Genomic DNA, 15564 nt, shown 5'->3' on the forward strand with positions numbered 1-15564 from the left:
ACAGGCGCCGGGGGAGCGAGCGGGCGGGCATAGTCCGCGCCTGCCGTGGCCGGGCTGTCGTTTCCGGCCACGTGCACGGCGCTGGCGATCGCCGTCTCCGGCGAGGATGTTTGCGGCACGCGAATATGCTTGGGAGCGGAACCGGACGGGGGCACTGAGATGGCCATCCCGGCTGGCGGCATGGCCGCTGCGGCACTAGGGCTTCCGCCGAGTTCGGCCGAGGCGGCGAGACGTTCGCGCGTGGCTTCGGCCTGGGCGGCGATCTTGGGAGAGAGGAGCACGCTCTTCTGACGGTCGGCCAGCGGGATGAAGGTGTCCATCCGGGCAAGGGCGCGTGCGGCCTGCGGCAGGCCTGCCTGCCGGGCCAGACTGACCAGCGCATAGGCACGCACCCAGTCTTTCTCCGCCAGGTCGCCATTGAAATGCGCCACGCCCAGAATGTACTGCGCGCGCGGATCGCCGCGTGCGGCCGAGGCCTTGATATAGGGCATCGCCTTTTCGTGCTCGCCGTCCTGGAACAACAGCAGGCCATAGACGTCCGCGGCCTGCAGGTGCCCTTGCGCGGCGGCTTGGCCGTACAGCTCCTTGGCCTTGTCCAGATCCTCCGGCACGCCCCGGCCCAGCTTGTAGGCCTGCGCCAGATTGAACTGCGCATCGGCATCGCCGCGCCTGGCCAGCGGTGTCCATTCCTTCACGGCTCGGGCATAGTCTCCCGCTGTCCAGGCATCGACGCCGCTCTTCACATCCGCCCGGGCGGGGGCGGAGTACAGCGCGCCGCCGAGGGCCGCGAGACTTGCGAAGCAGAACAGCGGCAGAAATTTCTTTGCATCGATCATTACGTGCTTGTGCCTCGTGACCTTGTGCTTCGCGACTTGCAAAATGGTAAGCGTAAACCGGCACTATGCACCAGTTCGAACGGTGCAGGACTACGAAGTCCTACCCTATTCTCTATTACTGCAAATGGTAAACATTGCCTTATCTGGGGTTTTTGAAGCCCTCAATTCAGGCCCATTTTGCCCGCTTTCCGGCAGGTTTCGGGCTTAACTTAAAATTAGGAACGATCTGAGAATTTCCCGGGAAGAAGGGCTCATTGGCCTGCTTGCATTTCTTTTCGGGGGTCTTGGTTTGCGCGTACTAGCATTGGCATCGCAGAAGGGCGGATCGGGCAAGACAACCCTGTCGGGCCATCTTGCCGTCCAGGCGCAGCGCGCCGGGGCCGGTCCCGTTGTCCTTATCGATATCGACCCGCAGGGCTCTCTGGCCGACTGGTGGAACGAGCGTGAGGCGGATTTTCCCGCTTTCGCGCAGACCACAGTAGCCCGCCTTGCCAGCGACCTGCAGGTGCTGCGCCAGCAGGGGTTCAAGCTCGCCGTGATCGATACGCCGCCCGCAATCACGATGGCGATCCAGAGCGTGATCTCGGTCGCCGAACTGATCGTGATCCCGACCCGCCCCAGCCCGCACGACCTGCGCGCCGTGGGGGCGACGGTCGATCTGTGCGAACGGTCCGGCAAGCCGCTGCTGTTCGTGGTCAATGCGGCCACGCCCAAGGCACGCATTACCGCCGAAGCCGCCGTTGCCCTCTCGCAGCATGGCACGGTCGCCCCGGTCACGATGCACCAGCGCACGGATTTCGCGGCCTCGATGATCGATGGGCGCACCGTGATGGAAGTCGATCCCAAGGGCCGTTCCGCGCAGGAAGTCACCACGCTGTGGAACTATATCGCGGACCGGCTTGAGCGTAATTTCCGCCGCACCGTCTTTACGGTTCCGGGCGGCGGACAGCACGTGCTGCAAGGCGCGGTGCGGCCGGTCGGCGGCTTCGGCCGCCGCGTGGCCGGTTCCTGAGGCGGGGCGCGCCATGGGTGAGCACAACGCCTTCGCCTCGCTGACGCCGAGGCTGCTGGCCCGCAAAGGCGGGGCCAAGCCCGCCATGCGCCGCCAGGACGCCGCCAAGTTCCTTTCCGGCAGCGCGGCTGCGCCGCAGGAGGATCTGGGCTGGAACGATTGGGGCCATGGAGAGGGCGCCCGGAAACGCGAGGAAGCACCGGCTCCCGCGCATCCTCCCAAGTCCATATCCGCGCCGGAAAGTCCCAAGCAGGTGCCGCAGGCTGCCGCTCTTCCCGGGGGTGAAATGCCCGAAGTGCTGCGCCAGATCGAGCAGATCGCCTGGCGTATCAACCAGTCGGTCCCGCCGCCGCAGCCCGCCGCGCAGGAAGGCCGCCGCGCGGCTTTCACGCTGCGGCTCGATGCGGAGCGGCATTTCCGCCTGAAGATGGCAGGCGTCGTTCTCAATCGCAGCGCGCAGGTTCTCGTGACCGAAGCGCTCGACAAGTATCTGTCCGAAATCCCGGAAGTCGCGCAGTTCCAGAAGCCTGCCGGAAAGGGATGCTGAAGTGAGCAGCGCGAAAGAGATCCAGGGGGAAACACGTTCGATGCACCGTTTCAACATCCACGCCCGGCCCGCAGGCCTTGCGGTCTGCACCGCGATGGCCGCCGCGTTGCTCGCAGGGTGCTCGGCCCATGCTCCGATTGCCAGTTCCGGTGTGCCGGCGGCTTCCGGCCCGCACACCGGAACCGAGGCCGACAAGGCCATTGCCACGGCGGAAAAGCGCGTCGCCAAATCGCCGCGCAGTGCGTCGGGCCGTGTCGCTCTGGCGCAGGCCTATCTTGCCGCGGGCCGGTTCGAATCCGCGGCGGCCACGTTTCAGGATGCCGTGAGCCTTGGGGACAAGAGCCCGCGCACTGGCCTTGGTCTGGTGCTGGCTTATGCCGGTTCGGGCCGCAATGCAGAGGCGCTGACCGCCTTGAACCGCTGGCGCAATGAGATCCCGGTCAGCGATCTTGGTCTGGCCCTTGCTCTTGCTGGCCGTCCGGAACAGGCCGTGGGCCTGCTGTCCGATGCGCTGCGGGGCGGGGAGGATACGCCCAAGACCCGCCAGAACCTGGCCTATGCCTATGCGCTGGGCGGCCACTGGACCGAAGCGCGGATCATTGCCGCGCAGGATGTGCCTGCCGATCAGCTCGATGCGCGCATGCACGAATGGGCCAGCCGTGCCCGTCCGGAACAATTTCAGGCCCGCGTTGCCGGTCTGATCGGGGCGCCGCTGCGCCGCGATGCCGGGCAGCCTGCCGCGCTGGCGCTGAACGCACCGCAAGGCGATGCACCGGAAGAGCCCCGCATGGCGCTCGCCGAACCAGCTCCCGCAGCCGAGCTTCCGCCGCTGCCTGCAAAGCGCCAGATCGAGACCAGCCCCGCCGGGGCCATGCCCGTCGAGCTTACCCCCGCAGTGGCTGTTGCCCCGGCGCGGAAGGCGGAGGCTACTTTTGCGGCTGCTTTCCCGGCCGATGCCGAACCGGCACCGCTCGCCACCAGCGCGGCTCCGGCGCCCAAGGCGGAAAGCGCCAAGTTCGTTTCGCAGCCCAAAGTGCAGCCGCTCGGCAGTGCCCGCAGCGCCTATGTTGCCGATGGCACGCATCTGGTGCAGCTCGGCTCGTTCCGGACGATGGAAGGGGCCAAGCGGGGCTGGGATGTCTTTGTGGCGCGCGATCCGGCGCTCAAGGATCACACCATGCGCATCACCGAGGCCAAAGTGCGCGGCCAGCGTTTCTTCCGCGTCGCGGCCGAAGGGTTCGACCGGGGCGGCGCGCGCAATCTGTGTTCCAACGTCCGCGAGCGCGGCCACGGCTGCTTTGCTTATGCCAGCACGCGCACCTTGCCCGGTGCGCTGCCCAAGAAGGCCAAGTCCGGCCAGATGCTGGCGAGCCGCTGAAAGTTCAACGTTCCCATGTGAACCTTGCACGGCCTCCGTCCCTCGGGACGGGGGCCTTTTTCTTTCAGGCCACGAGGTATCAGGCCGTCAGATATCAGGCAGGCCGGACTTTCTTGGTGCGCACGGTGACGCCGCCCTTGAACAGAGCCAGGACGCGGCCTTGCACCGGCTGCTTGTCAAACGGGGTGTTGCCCGCGCTGGCGGCCATCTTGTCCGAATCGACGATCCACGGGCGCTCCGGATCGATCACCGCAAGGTCAGCTTCCGCGCCCACCGCCAGACGCCCGGCATCGGCGCCGAGCAGGCGGGCCGGGTTGGCGGCCAGCAGGTCGAAGGCGCGGCCGATGGAGATCACCCCGTCGCGCACCAGATTGAGCGTGAGCGGCAGCAGCGTTTCGGCGCCCGCCATGCCGGGGGCCGAATCGGCGAAGGGCAAGCGTTTGTCCTCCGGCCCGCGCGGATCGTGGCCCGAGGCGATCACGTCGATCGTGCCGTCCGCCACGGCGGCGATCACCGCCTTGCGGTCATCCTCGCAGCGCAGCGGCGGGGAGAGGTGCGCGAACGTGCGGAACTGCGCCATCGCAAGGTCCGACAGCATGAAATAGGCGGGCGAGACGCCTGCCGTCACGGCGAGCCCGCGCGCCTTGGCCGCGCGCACGAGATCGAGCCCGGCGGCGGTCGTGACATTGCGGAAATGGATCGCGGCTCCAGCCAGCTCCGCCAGCGCGATGTCGCGGGCGATGGCCAGCGCTTCGGCTTCGGCTGGCGCACTGGGCAACCCGAGGCGGGTTGCCATCTCGCCCGATGTGGCCACCGCCTTGCCGGTGATCCCGCCGTCCTCGGCATGGGCAATGACCACCATGCCGAGCATCGCGGTGTAGTGCAGCAGCCGCAGCATCGTGCCCGAATCGCCGATCCAGTGGCGCCCGGTGGCAACGGCGCGGGCCCCGGCGCTGCGCATCAGCGCGATTTCCGCCAGGGCCTCGCCTTTCAGCTCGCGCGTGGCGGCGGCCAGCGGGTGGACCCAGAAGTCCGGCTTGCCCGACTGGGCGGCGAAACGCACGCGCGAGGGTATGTCCAGCGGCGTGCTCTGGTCCGGCATCAGCGCGGCGCGGGTGATGCCGCCGAAGTGAAAGGCGGGCTTGTCGATCTCGAACACGCCCAGATCGACGAGGCCGGGGGTGATCAGCTTGCCTGCCGCATCGTGCACGGTATCGCCGGGCTGCGCGGCCACGTCCGGCCCCAGCGCGGTGATGAAGCCGCCTTCGCTGCGCAGGGCGCCGGAGACGATCTCTCCGCCCGTCAGCAGCAGGCGGCCATTGGCGATGGTCAGCGGTGCGTGCGTGCTCATGCCCAGCCCTCCGCCTTGCGGCCCTTGCGGGTCAGCACGTCGAGGCAGGCCATGCGGATGGCGACGCCCATTTCCACTTGCGTGGTGATCTGCGAGCGCCCGGCCAGATCGGCGACGTCGCTTTCGATCTCGATCCCCCGGTTCATCGGCCCCGGGTGCATGACCAGCGCATCGGGCTGCGCCTTGGCGAGGCGCTCCATCGAAAGGCCGTAGAGGTGGCGGTATTCGCGGGGGGAGGGGATGAACTGCCCTTCCATGCGCTCCATCTGCAAGCGCAGCATCATCACCACGTCGGCATCCTTGAGCGCGGCATCGAAATCGTGGAACACTTTCACGTTCATCCGCTCGATGTCCGCGGGCATCAGCGCGGGCGGCGCGCAGACGCGCACATCGGCGCCGAGCGAGGTGAGGCACAGGATGTTCGAGCGGGCGACGCGGCTGTGCAGGATATCGCCGCAGATCGTCACCCGCAGCCCGTTGAACGCGCGCTTGGCGTGGCGGATGGTGAGCGCGTCGAGCAGGGCCTGCGTCGGATGCTCGTGCTGGCCGTCCCCGGCATTGAGCACCGGGCAATCCACCTTGTCCGCGATAAGCTGCACCGCGCCCGAGCTGGCATGGCGGATGACGATGGCATCGGCGCGCATGGCATTGAGCGTCATGGCCGTATCGATCAGCGTTTCGCCTTTCTTCACGCTGGAGGTGGCGACTGCCATGTTCACCACGTCCGCGCCGAGGCGCTTGCCCGCGATCTCGAAGCTGAGCAGCGTGCGCGTGGAGTTTTCGAAAAAGGCGTTGATGATCGTCAGGCCAGAAAGCACCTCGCGCCGTTTCTGCGCGTTGCGGTTGAGCTCGACCCACTGCTGCGCTTCGTCGAGCAGGAACCAGATCTCGTGCGGGGCCAGCCCGGCGATCCCCACGAGGCCGTTGTGCGGGAAGGCGGCGGCGCCTTCCGGATAGATATATTCTGGCGATGTCATTGAAGACCACGCCTTAGGCCCGCTGGCGGGCAGGCTCAAGCGCAATTCGCGCATGGCCTTCCATGGTGGCACCGTGCCCGCTATGCCTCTGTTCCGAAAGGCAGGTGTATCGATGAAATTCGCAGGCAAGATCTGGAAATTGCTGGTCGGTATCAAGGATGCGCTGGCGCTCCTGTTCCTGCTTCTGTTCTTTGGCCTGATCTATGTCGCGCTCACCGCCCGCCCGATGGCGGGGCATGTGGAGAAGGGCGCGCTGCTGCTCGATCTCGATGGCGCCGTGGTGGAGGAGAAGAGCAAGGTCAATCCTCTCGATGTGCTGCTGGCGGGAGAGGCGCCCACGCACGAATATGCCGCGCGCGATATCGAACGCGCGCTGCGCCTCGCCGCCAAGGATGACCGGATCAAGGTGGTGGTGCTGGACCTGTCGCGCTTTATGGGCGGGCGTTTCATCCACCTGAAGGAAATCGGCGCGGCCATGGACGAGGTGCGCAAGGCCGGAAAGCCGGTGCTCACGTTCGGCAATGCCTATTTCGATGAAGGCATCCAGCTCGCCGCGCATGCGAGCGAGGTCTGGCTCGATCCGATGGGCGCGGCGCTGGCGGCGGGGCCGGGCGGCCACACCAATTACTACAAGGGGCTTCTCGACCGCTTCAAGATCGAGGCTCACGTCTATCGCGTTGGCACCCACAAGAGCGCGGTGGAGCCTTACATGCGCTCCGGCATGTCGCCCGAGGCGCGCGGGGATTACGAAAACGCCTATGGCGCGCTGTGGGATGCCTGGAAGGCGGATGTGAAAAAGGCCCGCCCCAAGGCGCATGTCGATGAACTGGCATCCGATCCGGTGGGCACGATCAAGGGCGCTGGCGGCGATTTCGCGCAAGGCGCCAAGGCCGCCGGGCTGGTCGACCGGCTGGGCGGCAAGACCGCGTTCGACAAGCGCGTGACCGAACTGGCGGGCAAGGCGGACGGCGATGACGACGGCCTGCCCTATGCCCACACCCGGCTGGCGACCTGGCTGAAGGCCAATCCGGAGAAGAATGACGGCGCCAAGATCGCGGTGGTGACGGTTGCCGGCGAAATCGTCGATGGCGATGCCGGGCCCGGGGAGGCCGGGGGAGACCGGATCGCCAAGCTGCTCGATGACAACCGGGACAAGGGGTACAAGGCGCTGGTCGTGCGCATCGATTCGCCGGGCGGTTCGGCGATGGCGGCCGAGCACATCCGCCGGGCGATCCAGCGCTGGCGCGATGCCAAGATTCCGGTGGTGGTCTCGATGGGTAATCTGGCTGCCAGCGGCGGATACTGGGTCTCGACGCCGGGACAGCGGATCTTCGCCGAACCGGCGACGATCACCGGATCGATCGGCGTCTTCGCTGTCGTTCCCAGCTTTGAAAAGGCATTGGCGCATTTCGGGGTGACGAGCGACGGGGTGCGCACCACGCCGCTGTCCGGCCAGCCGGACGCGCTGGGCGGTTTCACGCCGGAAGTGAACGATCTGCTGCAATCGTCGGTCGAGAATATCTACGGCAAGTTCCTGGGCCTCGTTGCCAAGGCGCGCGGACGCACGCCGCAGCAGATCGACGCGATCGGGCAGGGGCGCATCTGGCCGGGCGCGCAGGCGATGAAGCTGGGCCTCGTCGATCAGATGGGCAATCTCGATACCGCGCTGGCCTATGCCGCCAAGGCGGGCGGCGTGGGCAATGGCAAATGGCATGCCGAGTTCCTGCACGAACCGGCCGATCCCTTCACCAGTTTCTTTGAAACGCTGGAGTCCGGAGGCCGGGACAAGGCTGCCGCTTACGACTTCGCGGGTCTGATTGCCGCGCGTCAGCAGGCGCAGGCGGGCCGCGCTCTGGAGCAGGCCAAAAGCCTGTTCGGGGCAGAAGGTGTGCAGGCTTACTGCATGGAATGCGCGCCAGGACCGGAAACGGGCCGGGTGAAGACGAAGGATCTGACACTGCTGCAGACGCTGGCCGGGCTGGTGCGCTGATCCTCTCCTTCCTCCTTGATGGGGGAAGGAGACGAAGCCTTGGCGACGAAGGAGCCTAGGCGCAGTTGGATGGAGGTGAGGATGCGTGAGGGCGCCGTTCACCCCCACCCAACTCCGGCTAGGCAGACAAGCTGCCAAGCCTGCGTATCCCTCCCCCACCAAGGGGGAGGAAGTCGGGGTGTCAGGTCAGGGACAATCCCAGAAACTGCGTGCCGGGTGTGGGATTGAACGAAACCGCTTCCGCCGGAATGAAGCCCAGACTGGTGTAGAGCTTCTGCGCCGCCGTGAACTCGGCCAGCACGTCGAGCCGCATTTCCGCGTAGCCCGCGCGCCTCGCCGCGCCGATCAGCGCTTCCGCGAGTGTCCGCCCCAGTCCGGTGCCGCGCGCTTCCGGCCTGACGTAGAGGCGCTTCATCTCGCAGATCGCCGGGCCGGCCTTGCGCAAGGCAATGGTTCCCGCGATCCGCGCTCCTTTTTCGGCCAGCAGGATGCACCCCTCCGGCGCGGCATATTTCCCCGGCAGGTTCCGGAACTCGTCCTCGTACCCCTGATAGTCGAGGCTGACGCTGGGGCTGGCGACATATTCGCGCCAGATATCGAGCACGGCATCGCTGTCGGCGGGAAAGGCGGCGGTGCGGATCGCGATCACAGCAGCGTGGGGGAGATCGCCGTCGCCTGATGGGTGACATTGATCCACTCGCCGCCCCGGAACGCATAGACGCGCACATGGCGGGCATATTTAACCGGCTGCACGCCCGCGGGCGTTTCGATGACGTTCCGGTAGCGCCCCGTCACGACGGCCACGTTTCCCATCAGGTTGACATGGTTTTCCTCGATCACGAAGCTGACGAAGCGGTATTCCCGGTCCTTGAAACCGGCGAGGAACTCCTCCTTGGTGCGTACTTGTCCGGTGCTTTCGACGTGAACGTAGTCATCGCCGGTCATACGCCTCAGCGTCTCTACATCACCTTCGAGCATGGCTTTCAGGCGAACGGCCTCGACGGCCAGAACTCCCGCTTGCGTGGCACCGGCAGGCGCTTCCGGAGAAGCATCGACGGCAGGCGCAAGTGCGAGCAGTCCGGCGGGCAGGAATCGTGAAACCGTCTGCAAAATTCCCACTCAGGTCTCCGGGGCGAAAGAGAACGGGCCGCCTTGGCGGGGCAGGGCGGCGAAAGTGCTTTGGAAACTTTCCGCTTGTCAGTCCAGCGGCGGCAGTTCGGACGGGCCGGTGTCCGGCTGGTCGAAATCGGGGATGTCCGGCTCCGTTTCGGGCGGGGTGGCCGGTTCCACGGGTTCGCTGGGCGGAACAGGGACTTCGGCGGGCGTGTTGCCGGGATTGTCGCCGGGCTGTGTGGCCATGACTGCCTCTCGTAAATCGCGTTTCGTCCTACGTGGGCTTCCGCGCGGCGTCCCGCAAGGGGGCAAGTGCACATCCTGAGCCCCGCGAATCGTCGCGGAGCTTGCCCTTTTCCGCGTGACATTCTAAGGGCCCGTCCCTTGAGTTTCAGGCTTCATCCATGCGGGCGTGGCGGAACTGGTAGACGCGCCAGATTTAGGTTCTGGTATCGCAAGATGTGGGGGTTCGAGTCCCTTCGCCCGCACCAGTCCGCCGCCAGTGGGAGGGTGAGCCGAGAAAATCGGCCGAAAAGGCCCCGTGAATTGCACAGGAAGGCATCGAAATGCAGATCGTCGAAACCACCAATGAGGGCCTGAAGCGCGCCTACACGGTGACCATTCCCGCCCAGACCATTTCCGAACGCGTAGAGGGCGAAATCAAGAAGATTGCCCCGCAGGTAAAGATGCCGGGCTTCCGCCCCGGCAAGGTGCCCGCGAATCTCGTGAAGAAGATGCACGGCGAGGCGATCCACGGCGACGCGCTGAACGAGATGATCCGTGAAGCGATGGACAAGCTGGTGGCCGACAACGCCCTGCGCCCGGCGATGAACCCGGACGTGTCGCTGGGCGAAGGCTATGAGCAGGGCAAGGACGCCGAGCTGACCGTCAGCCTGGAAGTGCTGCCGCAGATCGAAGCGCCCTCTATCGAAGGCCTCAAGCTCGAAAAGCTGGTCGTGCCGGTGGCCGAGGATGCCGTGACCGAAGCGGTTGAGCGCATTGCCACCCAGCAGCAGCGCTTCGAGACCAAGGACGGCGAGGCCGCCGACGGCGATCAGGTGATCTGCGATTTCACCGGCAAGCTCGACGGTGTCGAGTTCGAGGGTGGCAAGGCCGAGAAGCAGCCGATCGTGATCGGTTCGGGCAACCTGATCCCCGGCTTCGAAGAGCAGCTGATCGGCCTCAAGGCCGGTGACGAGCGCGTGATCACCGTGACTTTCCCGGAAGACTATCAGGCCGAACAGCTCAAGGGCAAGGAAGCCACGTTCGACATCGTCGCGCACGAGATCAAGGCACCCGCCGAATCGAAGATCGACGACGATTTCGCCAAGGAACTGGGGCTTGAGAGCCTGGAGCAGCTGCAGGGCCTGCTGAAGGGTCAGCTTGAGCAGGAAACTGCCGGTCTTACCCGCACCGCGATGAAGCGTTCGCTGCTCGACCAGCTCGCCGCCGGTCACGATTTCGACGTGCCGCCGACGATGGTCGAGGCCGAGTTCTCGCAGATCTGGCAGCAGCTCACCCATGAAGCCGGTCACGAGGAAGATCCCGAAGCCGCGCTGGCCGAGATCGAGGCCGAGAAGGACGATTACCGCAAGATCGCCGAGCGCCGCGTGCGTCTGGGCCTGCTCCTGTCGGAAATCGGCCAGGCCAACGGCGTGGAAGTGAGCCAGCAGGAAATGTCGATGCTGGTGTCGCAGGCGGCGCAGCAGTACCGCCCCGAAGACCGCCAGCGCTTCATGGAATATGTCGCCAACGATCCGATGATGGCCGCCCAGCTGCGCGCGCCGCTCTATGAGGACAAGGTCGTCGACTTCCTGATCGAGAAGGCCGACGTCACCGAGCGCGAAGTGACCCGCGACGAGCTGCAGGCCGCGATCGAGGCCGACACTGACGGCGAGACCACCGAAGCCAAGAAGCCCGCCGCGAAGAAGGCCCCGGCGAAGAAGCCTGCGGCCAAGAAGGCTCCGGCGAAGAAGGCGGCGGCTTCGGAAGAAGCGCCCGCCGAAGAGAAGGCCGCTGAGGAAGCGCCGAAGAAGGCCCCCGCGAAGAAGCCCGCTGCCAAGAAGGCTCCGGCGAAGAAGGCCGCCGCTTCCGCAGAGGCTGGCGCTGAGGAAGCGCCGAAGAAGGCCCCTGCCAAGAAGCCCGCGGCGAAGAAGGCTCCCGCCAAGAAGCCGGCGGCTGCCAAGACCGAAGACTGACCGGTTTCAGTCTTTTAAGGGTATAGCGGCCCGGCGCGCATGCAATGGCGCGCCGGGCCGTTGCCTTTTGGCTGGAGCTGATGCGGCGGCTTGCACATTTCCGCGCTCACGCCCGCTCTGGCGAAGCTGTTCAAAGATTGGTCCGCTTCTTGCTTCGAACTGGAGCAATATCGGATAGCGGGCCTGTTTTTTGCCTTTTAGGCTATGGATTGTCGGAAACGTGACGCCGATTGAACGGTTAATGCCCTTGAACATCGGTGACGGGCACGCGACATAGACGGTCCAAATCAGAAGAGGACTCCCATGCTCGACCTGTTTGGCGCCTCGGGCGCCCAAGGAAAGTTTACTACCGATCCCGTTACCGGCGCCCTGGTGCCGATGGTTGTCGAGCAGACCAGCCGCGGCGAACGCAGCTTCGACATCTACTCGCGCCTGCTGCGTGAGCGCATCGTGTTCGTGACCGGCCAGGTGGAAGACCACATGGCCTCGCTGATCGTGGCCCAGCTGCTGTTCCTCGAATCGGAAAATCCCTCGAAGGATATTTCGATGTACATCAACTCGCCGGGCGGCGTGGTCACGGCGGGCATGGCGATCCATGACACCATGCAGTACATCAAGCCGCGCGTTTCGACCGTGTGCATCGGCCAGGCCGCCTCTATGGGCAGCTTCCTGCTGGCCGCGGGCGAGCCGGGCATGCGTATTGCGCTGCCCAATGCGCGGATCATGGTCCATCAGCCTTCGGGCGGGGCTCAGGGCATGGCCTCGGATATCGAGATCCAGGCGCGTGAAATCCTGCGGATGCGCAAGCGCCTCAACGATCTTTACGTAAAGTACACGGGAAAGTCGCTCGACGAGATCGAGGCGGCGATGGACCGAGATACCTTCCTCGAAGCCGAGGAAGCCCTGTCGTTCGGCCTCGTCGACAAGGTCTTCGAAACGCGGCCCGATGCGGATGGAGCGGCCGGAAGCTAATCGCAGGCACGGATTACGGTCTTTAGTCTGTGGCAAGCATTTCTGCCTAGGATTGATCAACCGCCCCCCGCCAGAGTACACTGTGCGAGTCGCCTCAGTGGGGGGCCAAAGACGGAAAATGACGAAATTGAGCGGATCTGACGCGAAAAGCACTCTCTACTGCAGCTTCTGCGGCAAGTCGCAGCACGAAGTGCGCAAGCTGATCGCGGGGCCTACTGTCTTCATCTGCGATGAATGTGTCGAGCTGTGCAACGACATCATCCGGGAAGAGACCAAGGCGGGCATCGCGGGCAAGAAGGACGGTGGCGTTCCGTCTCCCAGCGAAATCTGCGAGACGCTGAACGACTACGTGATCGGCCAGAAGCGCGCCAAGCGCGTCCTGTCCGTCGCTGTCCACAACCACTACAAGCGGCTGAAGCACGCGGGCAAGCAGGGCGACGTCGAGCTGTCGAAGTCGAACATCCTGCTCGTCGGGCCGACCGGCTGCGGCAAGACGCTGCTGGCCCAGACGCTGGCCAAGACGTTCGACGTGCCCTTCACCATGGCCGACGCCACCACGCTGACCGAAGCGGGCTATGTGGGCGAGGACGTGGAGAACATCATCCTCAAGCTGCTGCAGGCGTCCGACTACAACGTCGAAAAGGCGCAGCACGGCATCGTCTACATCGACGAGATCGATAAGATCAGCCGCAAGGCCGAAAACCCGTCGATCACGCGCGACGTGTCGGGCGAGGGCGTGCAGCAGGCGCTGCTCAAGCTGATGGAAGGCACCACGGCTTCGGTGCCGCCGCAGGGCGGCCGCAAGCATCCGCAGCAGGAATTCCTGCAGGTGGACACGACCAATATCCTGTTCATCTGCGGCGGCGCTTTCGCGGGCCTCGAAAAGATCATTGCCGACCGTCTGCAGAAGCGCTCGATCGGCTTCGGCGCCCATGTCGCCGATCCGGACAAGCGCCAGGTGGGCGAACTGCTCCAGAAGGCGGAGCCAGAGGATCTGCTGAAGTTCGGCCTGATCCCCGAATTCGTCGGCCGTCTGCCGGTGATCGCGACGCTGGAGGATCTCGATATTACCGCGCTGGTGAAGATCCTGCGCGAGCCGAAGAACGCGCTGGTCAAGCAGTATGCCAAGCTCTTCGATCTGGAAGAGGTGGAACTGACCTTCACCGACGATGCGCTGGAAGCGATTGCCCAGAAGGCGATTGACCGCAAGACCGGCGCACGCGGGCTGCGCTCGATCGTCGAAGGGCTGCTGCTCGACACGATGTTCGACCTGCCGACCGAGAGCGATATCGCCGAAGTCGTGGTCGACAAGGAAGTGGTCGAAGGCCGCAAGGAACCGGTCCGCGTGCTCAAGGGCGACAAGGCCGAAGCCGCCGCCTGATTGCTCAGGCTGTCATAGCGAACAGGAAAAGGGCCCGCGCGATGCGGGCCCTTTTTTGTTGCGGTCTCAGCGGGGCGGAGCTTTTTAGACCAGCGCCATCAGGCGGGCCATGCGTTCGGGCGGAAGCACATCGGAGAACTTGTACGTCGTTTCAAAGGCGGGAATGCCTTCGGGCAATGTGACCCAGGGCATCTTTTCGGACACGAAAATGATGGCATCGGGCCGGATCCAGGAAGGATCGTCGAACGTGCCCGCGCGCAAGCCTGCACCGCGCTTGCCGATGGGGTCGTAGTGGCTCATCACGGCCGTTCCGCAGGCCGCGCAGCGGCAGATCACATGCCGCCCGCCGCTGCCGGATTTTACTTCGTCTTCCCGTGTCTCGCCAGAGACGATTTCTATCCGCTCGCTCTCGTAGAAAGCGTTGACCACGGAGGTCGAGCCCGTCTGATGCTGGCACAAGGTGCAGTGGCAATTGTTGACGAAAATGGGCTCGCCATGAACACGGTAGCGCAGGGCCCCGCATCCGCAGCCGCCTTCGTGAACTGTTTCCGGCATATCGCACCTCCTCATTTCGATACGTAAGATATCGCGGCATGGTTACACACTGGCTGCGGTTGCGCGTCGCGAGGGGCGCTTGCGGCGTCCCTCTAGACGAGGGCTTCGCTTTCCAGCGGGCATGAACAGGCGCCTTCGGTTTCGATCTGGATCGTCGGATGGCCAATGCCGAAACGGTGCTCCAGATCGTGCGCCAGGTCGCGCAGAAAGCCATCGCCAGGAGGGCCGCCGGGCATCACGAGGTGCGCGGTCAGGGCGGTTTCCGTCGTGCTCATGGGCCAGATGTGCAGGTCGTGGACCCGCTCCACGCCGGGCAAGTGTTCAAGGTGCACGCGCACCTTGCTCTCGTCGATATTGTCCGGCACGCCCAGCATGCCCATGCGCAGCGAGTCGCGCAGCACTCCCCAGCTCGACCAGGCGATCACCGCCGTGATGACGAGCGAGGCAATCGGATCGATCAGTTCGAACCCGGTCAGCAGCACGATGAGGCCGGCAACGACCACACCCACGGAAACCACGGCATCGGCCATCAGATGCACGAATGCGGCCCGCAAGTTGAGATCGGACTTGGAACCCTTGGCGAAAAGCAGGGCTGACAGGGCATTGATGACAATGCCGATTCCCGCCACGATCATCATCGTTGTGCCTGCCACTGGCGCGGGTTCGGCGAAGCGCCGGACCGTCTCGACCAGGATCGCGCCCACTGCCACCCACAGCAGGGTGGCGTTGGCAATCGCAGCCAGGATAGAGGAGCTTTTCAGGCCATAAGTGAAGCGGGCCGAGGGCGGCCGCGCGGCCAGCACACTGGCGCCCCAGGCCAGCAGCAGGGAAAGCACGTCGGAAAGATTGTGTCCGGCATCGGCCAGCAGCGCCATCGATCCGCTCATGAACCCGGCCGCGATTTCCGCAGCAACGAAGATCAGATTGAGCGTGACGGCAATCGCAAAGGCCCGCCCCGCATTGCCGGGGGCTGGCGGAGCATGGTGGTGATGTCCGCCGTGTTCATGCCCGTGGTGGTGGTGATGGCCTGCGCTCATGCGCAAATCTGTCGCACGGTTGGTGCGCGGCTATCAAGCTATGACGTAACATTACACGAAGCCGGTTCCAGGCGCTGCAGCTTGGCCGTGGCCGGTGAGCAGGCCCGGCCCTGTATCATGGGACAGGGTAATGGCAGTTCCTGTGGAACTCTTGCTGCGTGACATTTTTGCCGCAGTGCGAACGAGCGTTGTTTATCTATCTCTTTGATTTAAAAAA

At 65.0% G+C, this 15564-nt stretch carries 15 protein-coding genes and 1 tRNA gene; 8 read left to right on the plus strand and 8 right to left on the minus strand.

Annotation, left to right across the window (positions count from 1 at the left end; translation table 11 throughout):
* The coding region (locus MTR66_RS13960) for a tetratricopeptide repeat protein (protein ID WP_243922067.1) at window positions 1-836 on the minus strand (836 nt) is incomplete at its 3' end.
* A gap of 289 nt (window positions 837-1125) precedes the next feature.
* Here MTR66_RS13960 and MTR66_RS13965 point away from each other — a divergent pair.
* The 3 genes from MTR66_RS13965 to MTR66_RS13975 are packed head-to-tail and all read left to right on the plus strand — an operon-like array spanning window position 1126 to window position 3773.
* The gene (locus MTR66_RS13965; protein WP_243922069.1) at window positions 1126-1848 is read left to right on the plus strand and encodes a ParA family protein; all 723 of its coding nucleotides are present in this window, start codon (window positions 1126-1128) and stop codon (window positions 1846-1848) included.
* Window positions 1849-1861: 13 nt separating this feature from the next.
* On the plus strand, window positions 1862-2395 hold the full coding sequence (locus MTR66_RS13970) for a hypothetical protein (protein WP_243922071.1): 534 nt from the start codon (window positions 1862-1864) through the stop codon (window positions 2393-2395).
* Window position 2396: 1 nt separating this feature from the next.
* A complete protein-coding gene (locus MTR66_RS13975) occupies window positions 2397-3773 on the plus strand; it encodes an SPOR domain-containing protein (protein ID WP_243922073.1) in 1377 nt (458 codons plus the stop codon).
* A gap of 94 nt (window positions 3774-3867) precedes the next feature.
* Here MTR66_RS13975 and MTR66_RS13980 read toward each other — a convergent pair whose 3' ends face one another.
* Together MTR66_RS13980 and MTR66_RS13985 are read right to left on the minus strand one after the other, a co-directional pair.
* Window positions 3868-5124, minus strand: coding sequence for a dihydroorotase (locus tag MTR66_RS13980; protein ID WP_243922075.1), 1257 nt, complete (start codon window positions 5122-5124; stop codon window positions 3868-3870).
* Entirely contained in the window at window positions 5121-6101 is a 981-nt protein-coding gene (locus tag MTR66_RS13985) for an aspartate carbamoyltransferase catalytic subunit (RefSeq protein ID WP_243922077.1), read from the minus strand. Before MTR66_RS13985 ends, MTR66_RS13980 begins: the two co-directional genes overlap by 4 nt.
* A 112-nt stretch (window positions 6102-6213) precedes the next feature.
* Here MTR66_RS13985 and sppA point away from each other — a divergent pair, with 112 nt between their 5' ends.
* The gene (gene sppA / locus MTR66_RS13990; RefSeq protein WP_243922079.1) at window positions 6214-8091 is read left to right on the plus strand and encodes a signal peptide peptidase SppA; all 1878 of its coding nucleotides are present in this window, start codon (window positions 6214-6216) and stop codon (window positions 8089-8091) included.
* 181 nt (window positions 8092-8272) lie between these two features.
* On the opposite strand, the gene MTR66_RS13995 is transcribed toward sppA, so the two are convergent.
* From MTR66_RS13995 to MTR66_RS14005, 3 genes are all read right to left on the minus strand, one after another.
* Window positions 8273-8740 carry a GNAT family N-acetyltransferase gene (locus MTR66_RS13995; protein WP_243922081.1) on the minus strand — a complete coding sequence of 156 codons (468 nt, stop codon included), beginning with the start codon at window positions 8738-8740 and terminating at the stop codon, window positions 8273-8275.
* Window positions 8737-9210: a nuclear transport factor 2 family protein gene (locus MTR66_RS14000; protein WP_243922083.1), complete on the minus strand. Its 474-nt coding sequence runs from the start codon at window positions 9208-9210 to the stop codon at window positions 8737-8739. The genes MTR66_RS13995 and MTR66_RS14000 overlap by 4 nt, the downstream gene beginning before the upstream one ends.
* Window positions 9211-9288: 78 nt before the next feature.
* Window positions 9289-9450: a hypothetical protein gene (locus MTR66_RS14005; RefSeq protein ID WP_243922086.1), complete on the minus strand. Its 162-nt coding sequence runs from the start codon at window positions 9448-9450 to the stop codon at window positions 9289-9291.
* Between the two features lie 160 nt (window positions 9451-9610).
* Between MTR66_RS14005 and MTR66_RS14010 the strand changes: the two genes are divergently transcribed.
* The 4 genes from MTR66_RS14010 to clpX all read left to right on the plus strand — a co-directional run bounded on the left by MTR66_RS14010 (window position 9611) and on the right by clpX (window position 13755).
* Window positions 9611-9695, plus strand: a tRNA-Leu gene (locus tag MTR66_RS14010).
* Window positions 9696-9770: 75 nt separating this feature from the next.
* Window positions 9771-11402, plus strand: coding sequence for a trigger factor (gene tig / locus MTR66_RS14015; protein WP_243922089.1), 1632 nt, complete (start codon window positions 9771-9773; stop codon window positions 11400-11402).
* 303 nt (window positions 11403-11705) lie between these two features.
* Window positions 11706-12374, plus strand: a complete 669-nt coding sequence (gene clpP, locus MTR66_RS14020; RefSeq protein ID WP_268740497.1) for an ATP-dependent Clp endopeptidase proteolytic subunit ClpP — start codon at window positions 11706-11708, stop codon at window positions 12372-12374.
* 118 nt (window positions 12375-12492) lie between these two features.
* Complete coding sequence (gene clpX, locus MTR66_RS14025) at window positions 12493-13755, plus strand: ATP-dependent Clp protease ATP-binding subunit ClpX (RefSeq protein ID WP_243922091.1); 1263 nt, start codon at window positions 12493-12495, stop codon at window positions 13753-13755.
* An 84-nt stretch (window positions 13756-13839) separates the two neighbouring features.
* On the opposite strand, the gene MTR66_RS14030 is transcribed toward clpX, so the two are convergent.
* Together MTR66_RS14030 and MTR66_RS14035 are read right to left on the minus strand one after the other, a co-directional pair.
* Complete coding sequence (locus MTR66_RS14030; RefSeq protein WP_243922093.1) at window positions 13840-14310, minus strand: GFA family protein; 471 nt, start codon at window positions 14308-14310, stop codon at window positions 13840-13842.
* A 92-nt stretch (window positions 14311-14402) separates the two neighbouring features.
* The gene (locus tag MTR66_RS14035) at window positions 14403-15347 is read right to left on the minus strand and encodes a cation diffusion facilitator family transporter (RefSeq protein WP_243922095.1); all 945 of its coding nucleotides are present in this window, start codon (window positions 15345-15347) and stop codon (window positions 14403-14405) included.
* Between the last annotated feature and the right edge of the window lie 217 nt (window positions 15348-15564).

Origin of the sequence: Novosphingobium beihaiense (assembly GCF_022832375.1) — a bacterium.
Classification (GTDB): domain Bacteria; phylum Pseudomonadota; class Alphaproteobacteria; order Sphingomonadales; family Sphingomonadaceae; genus Novosphingobium; species Novosphingobium beihaiensis.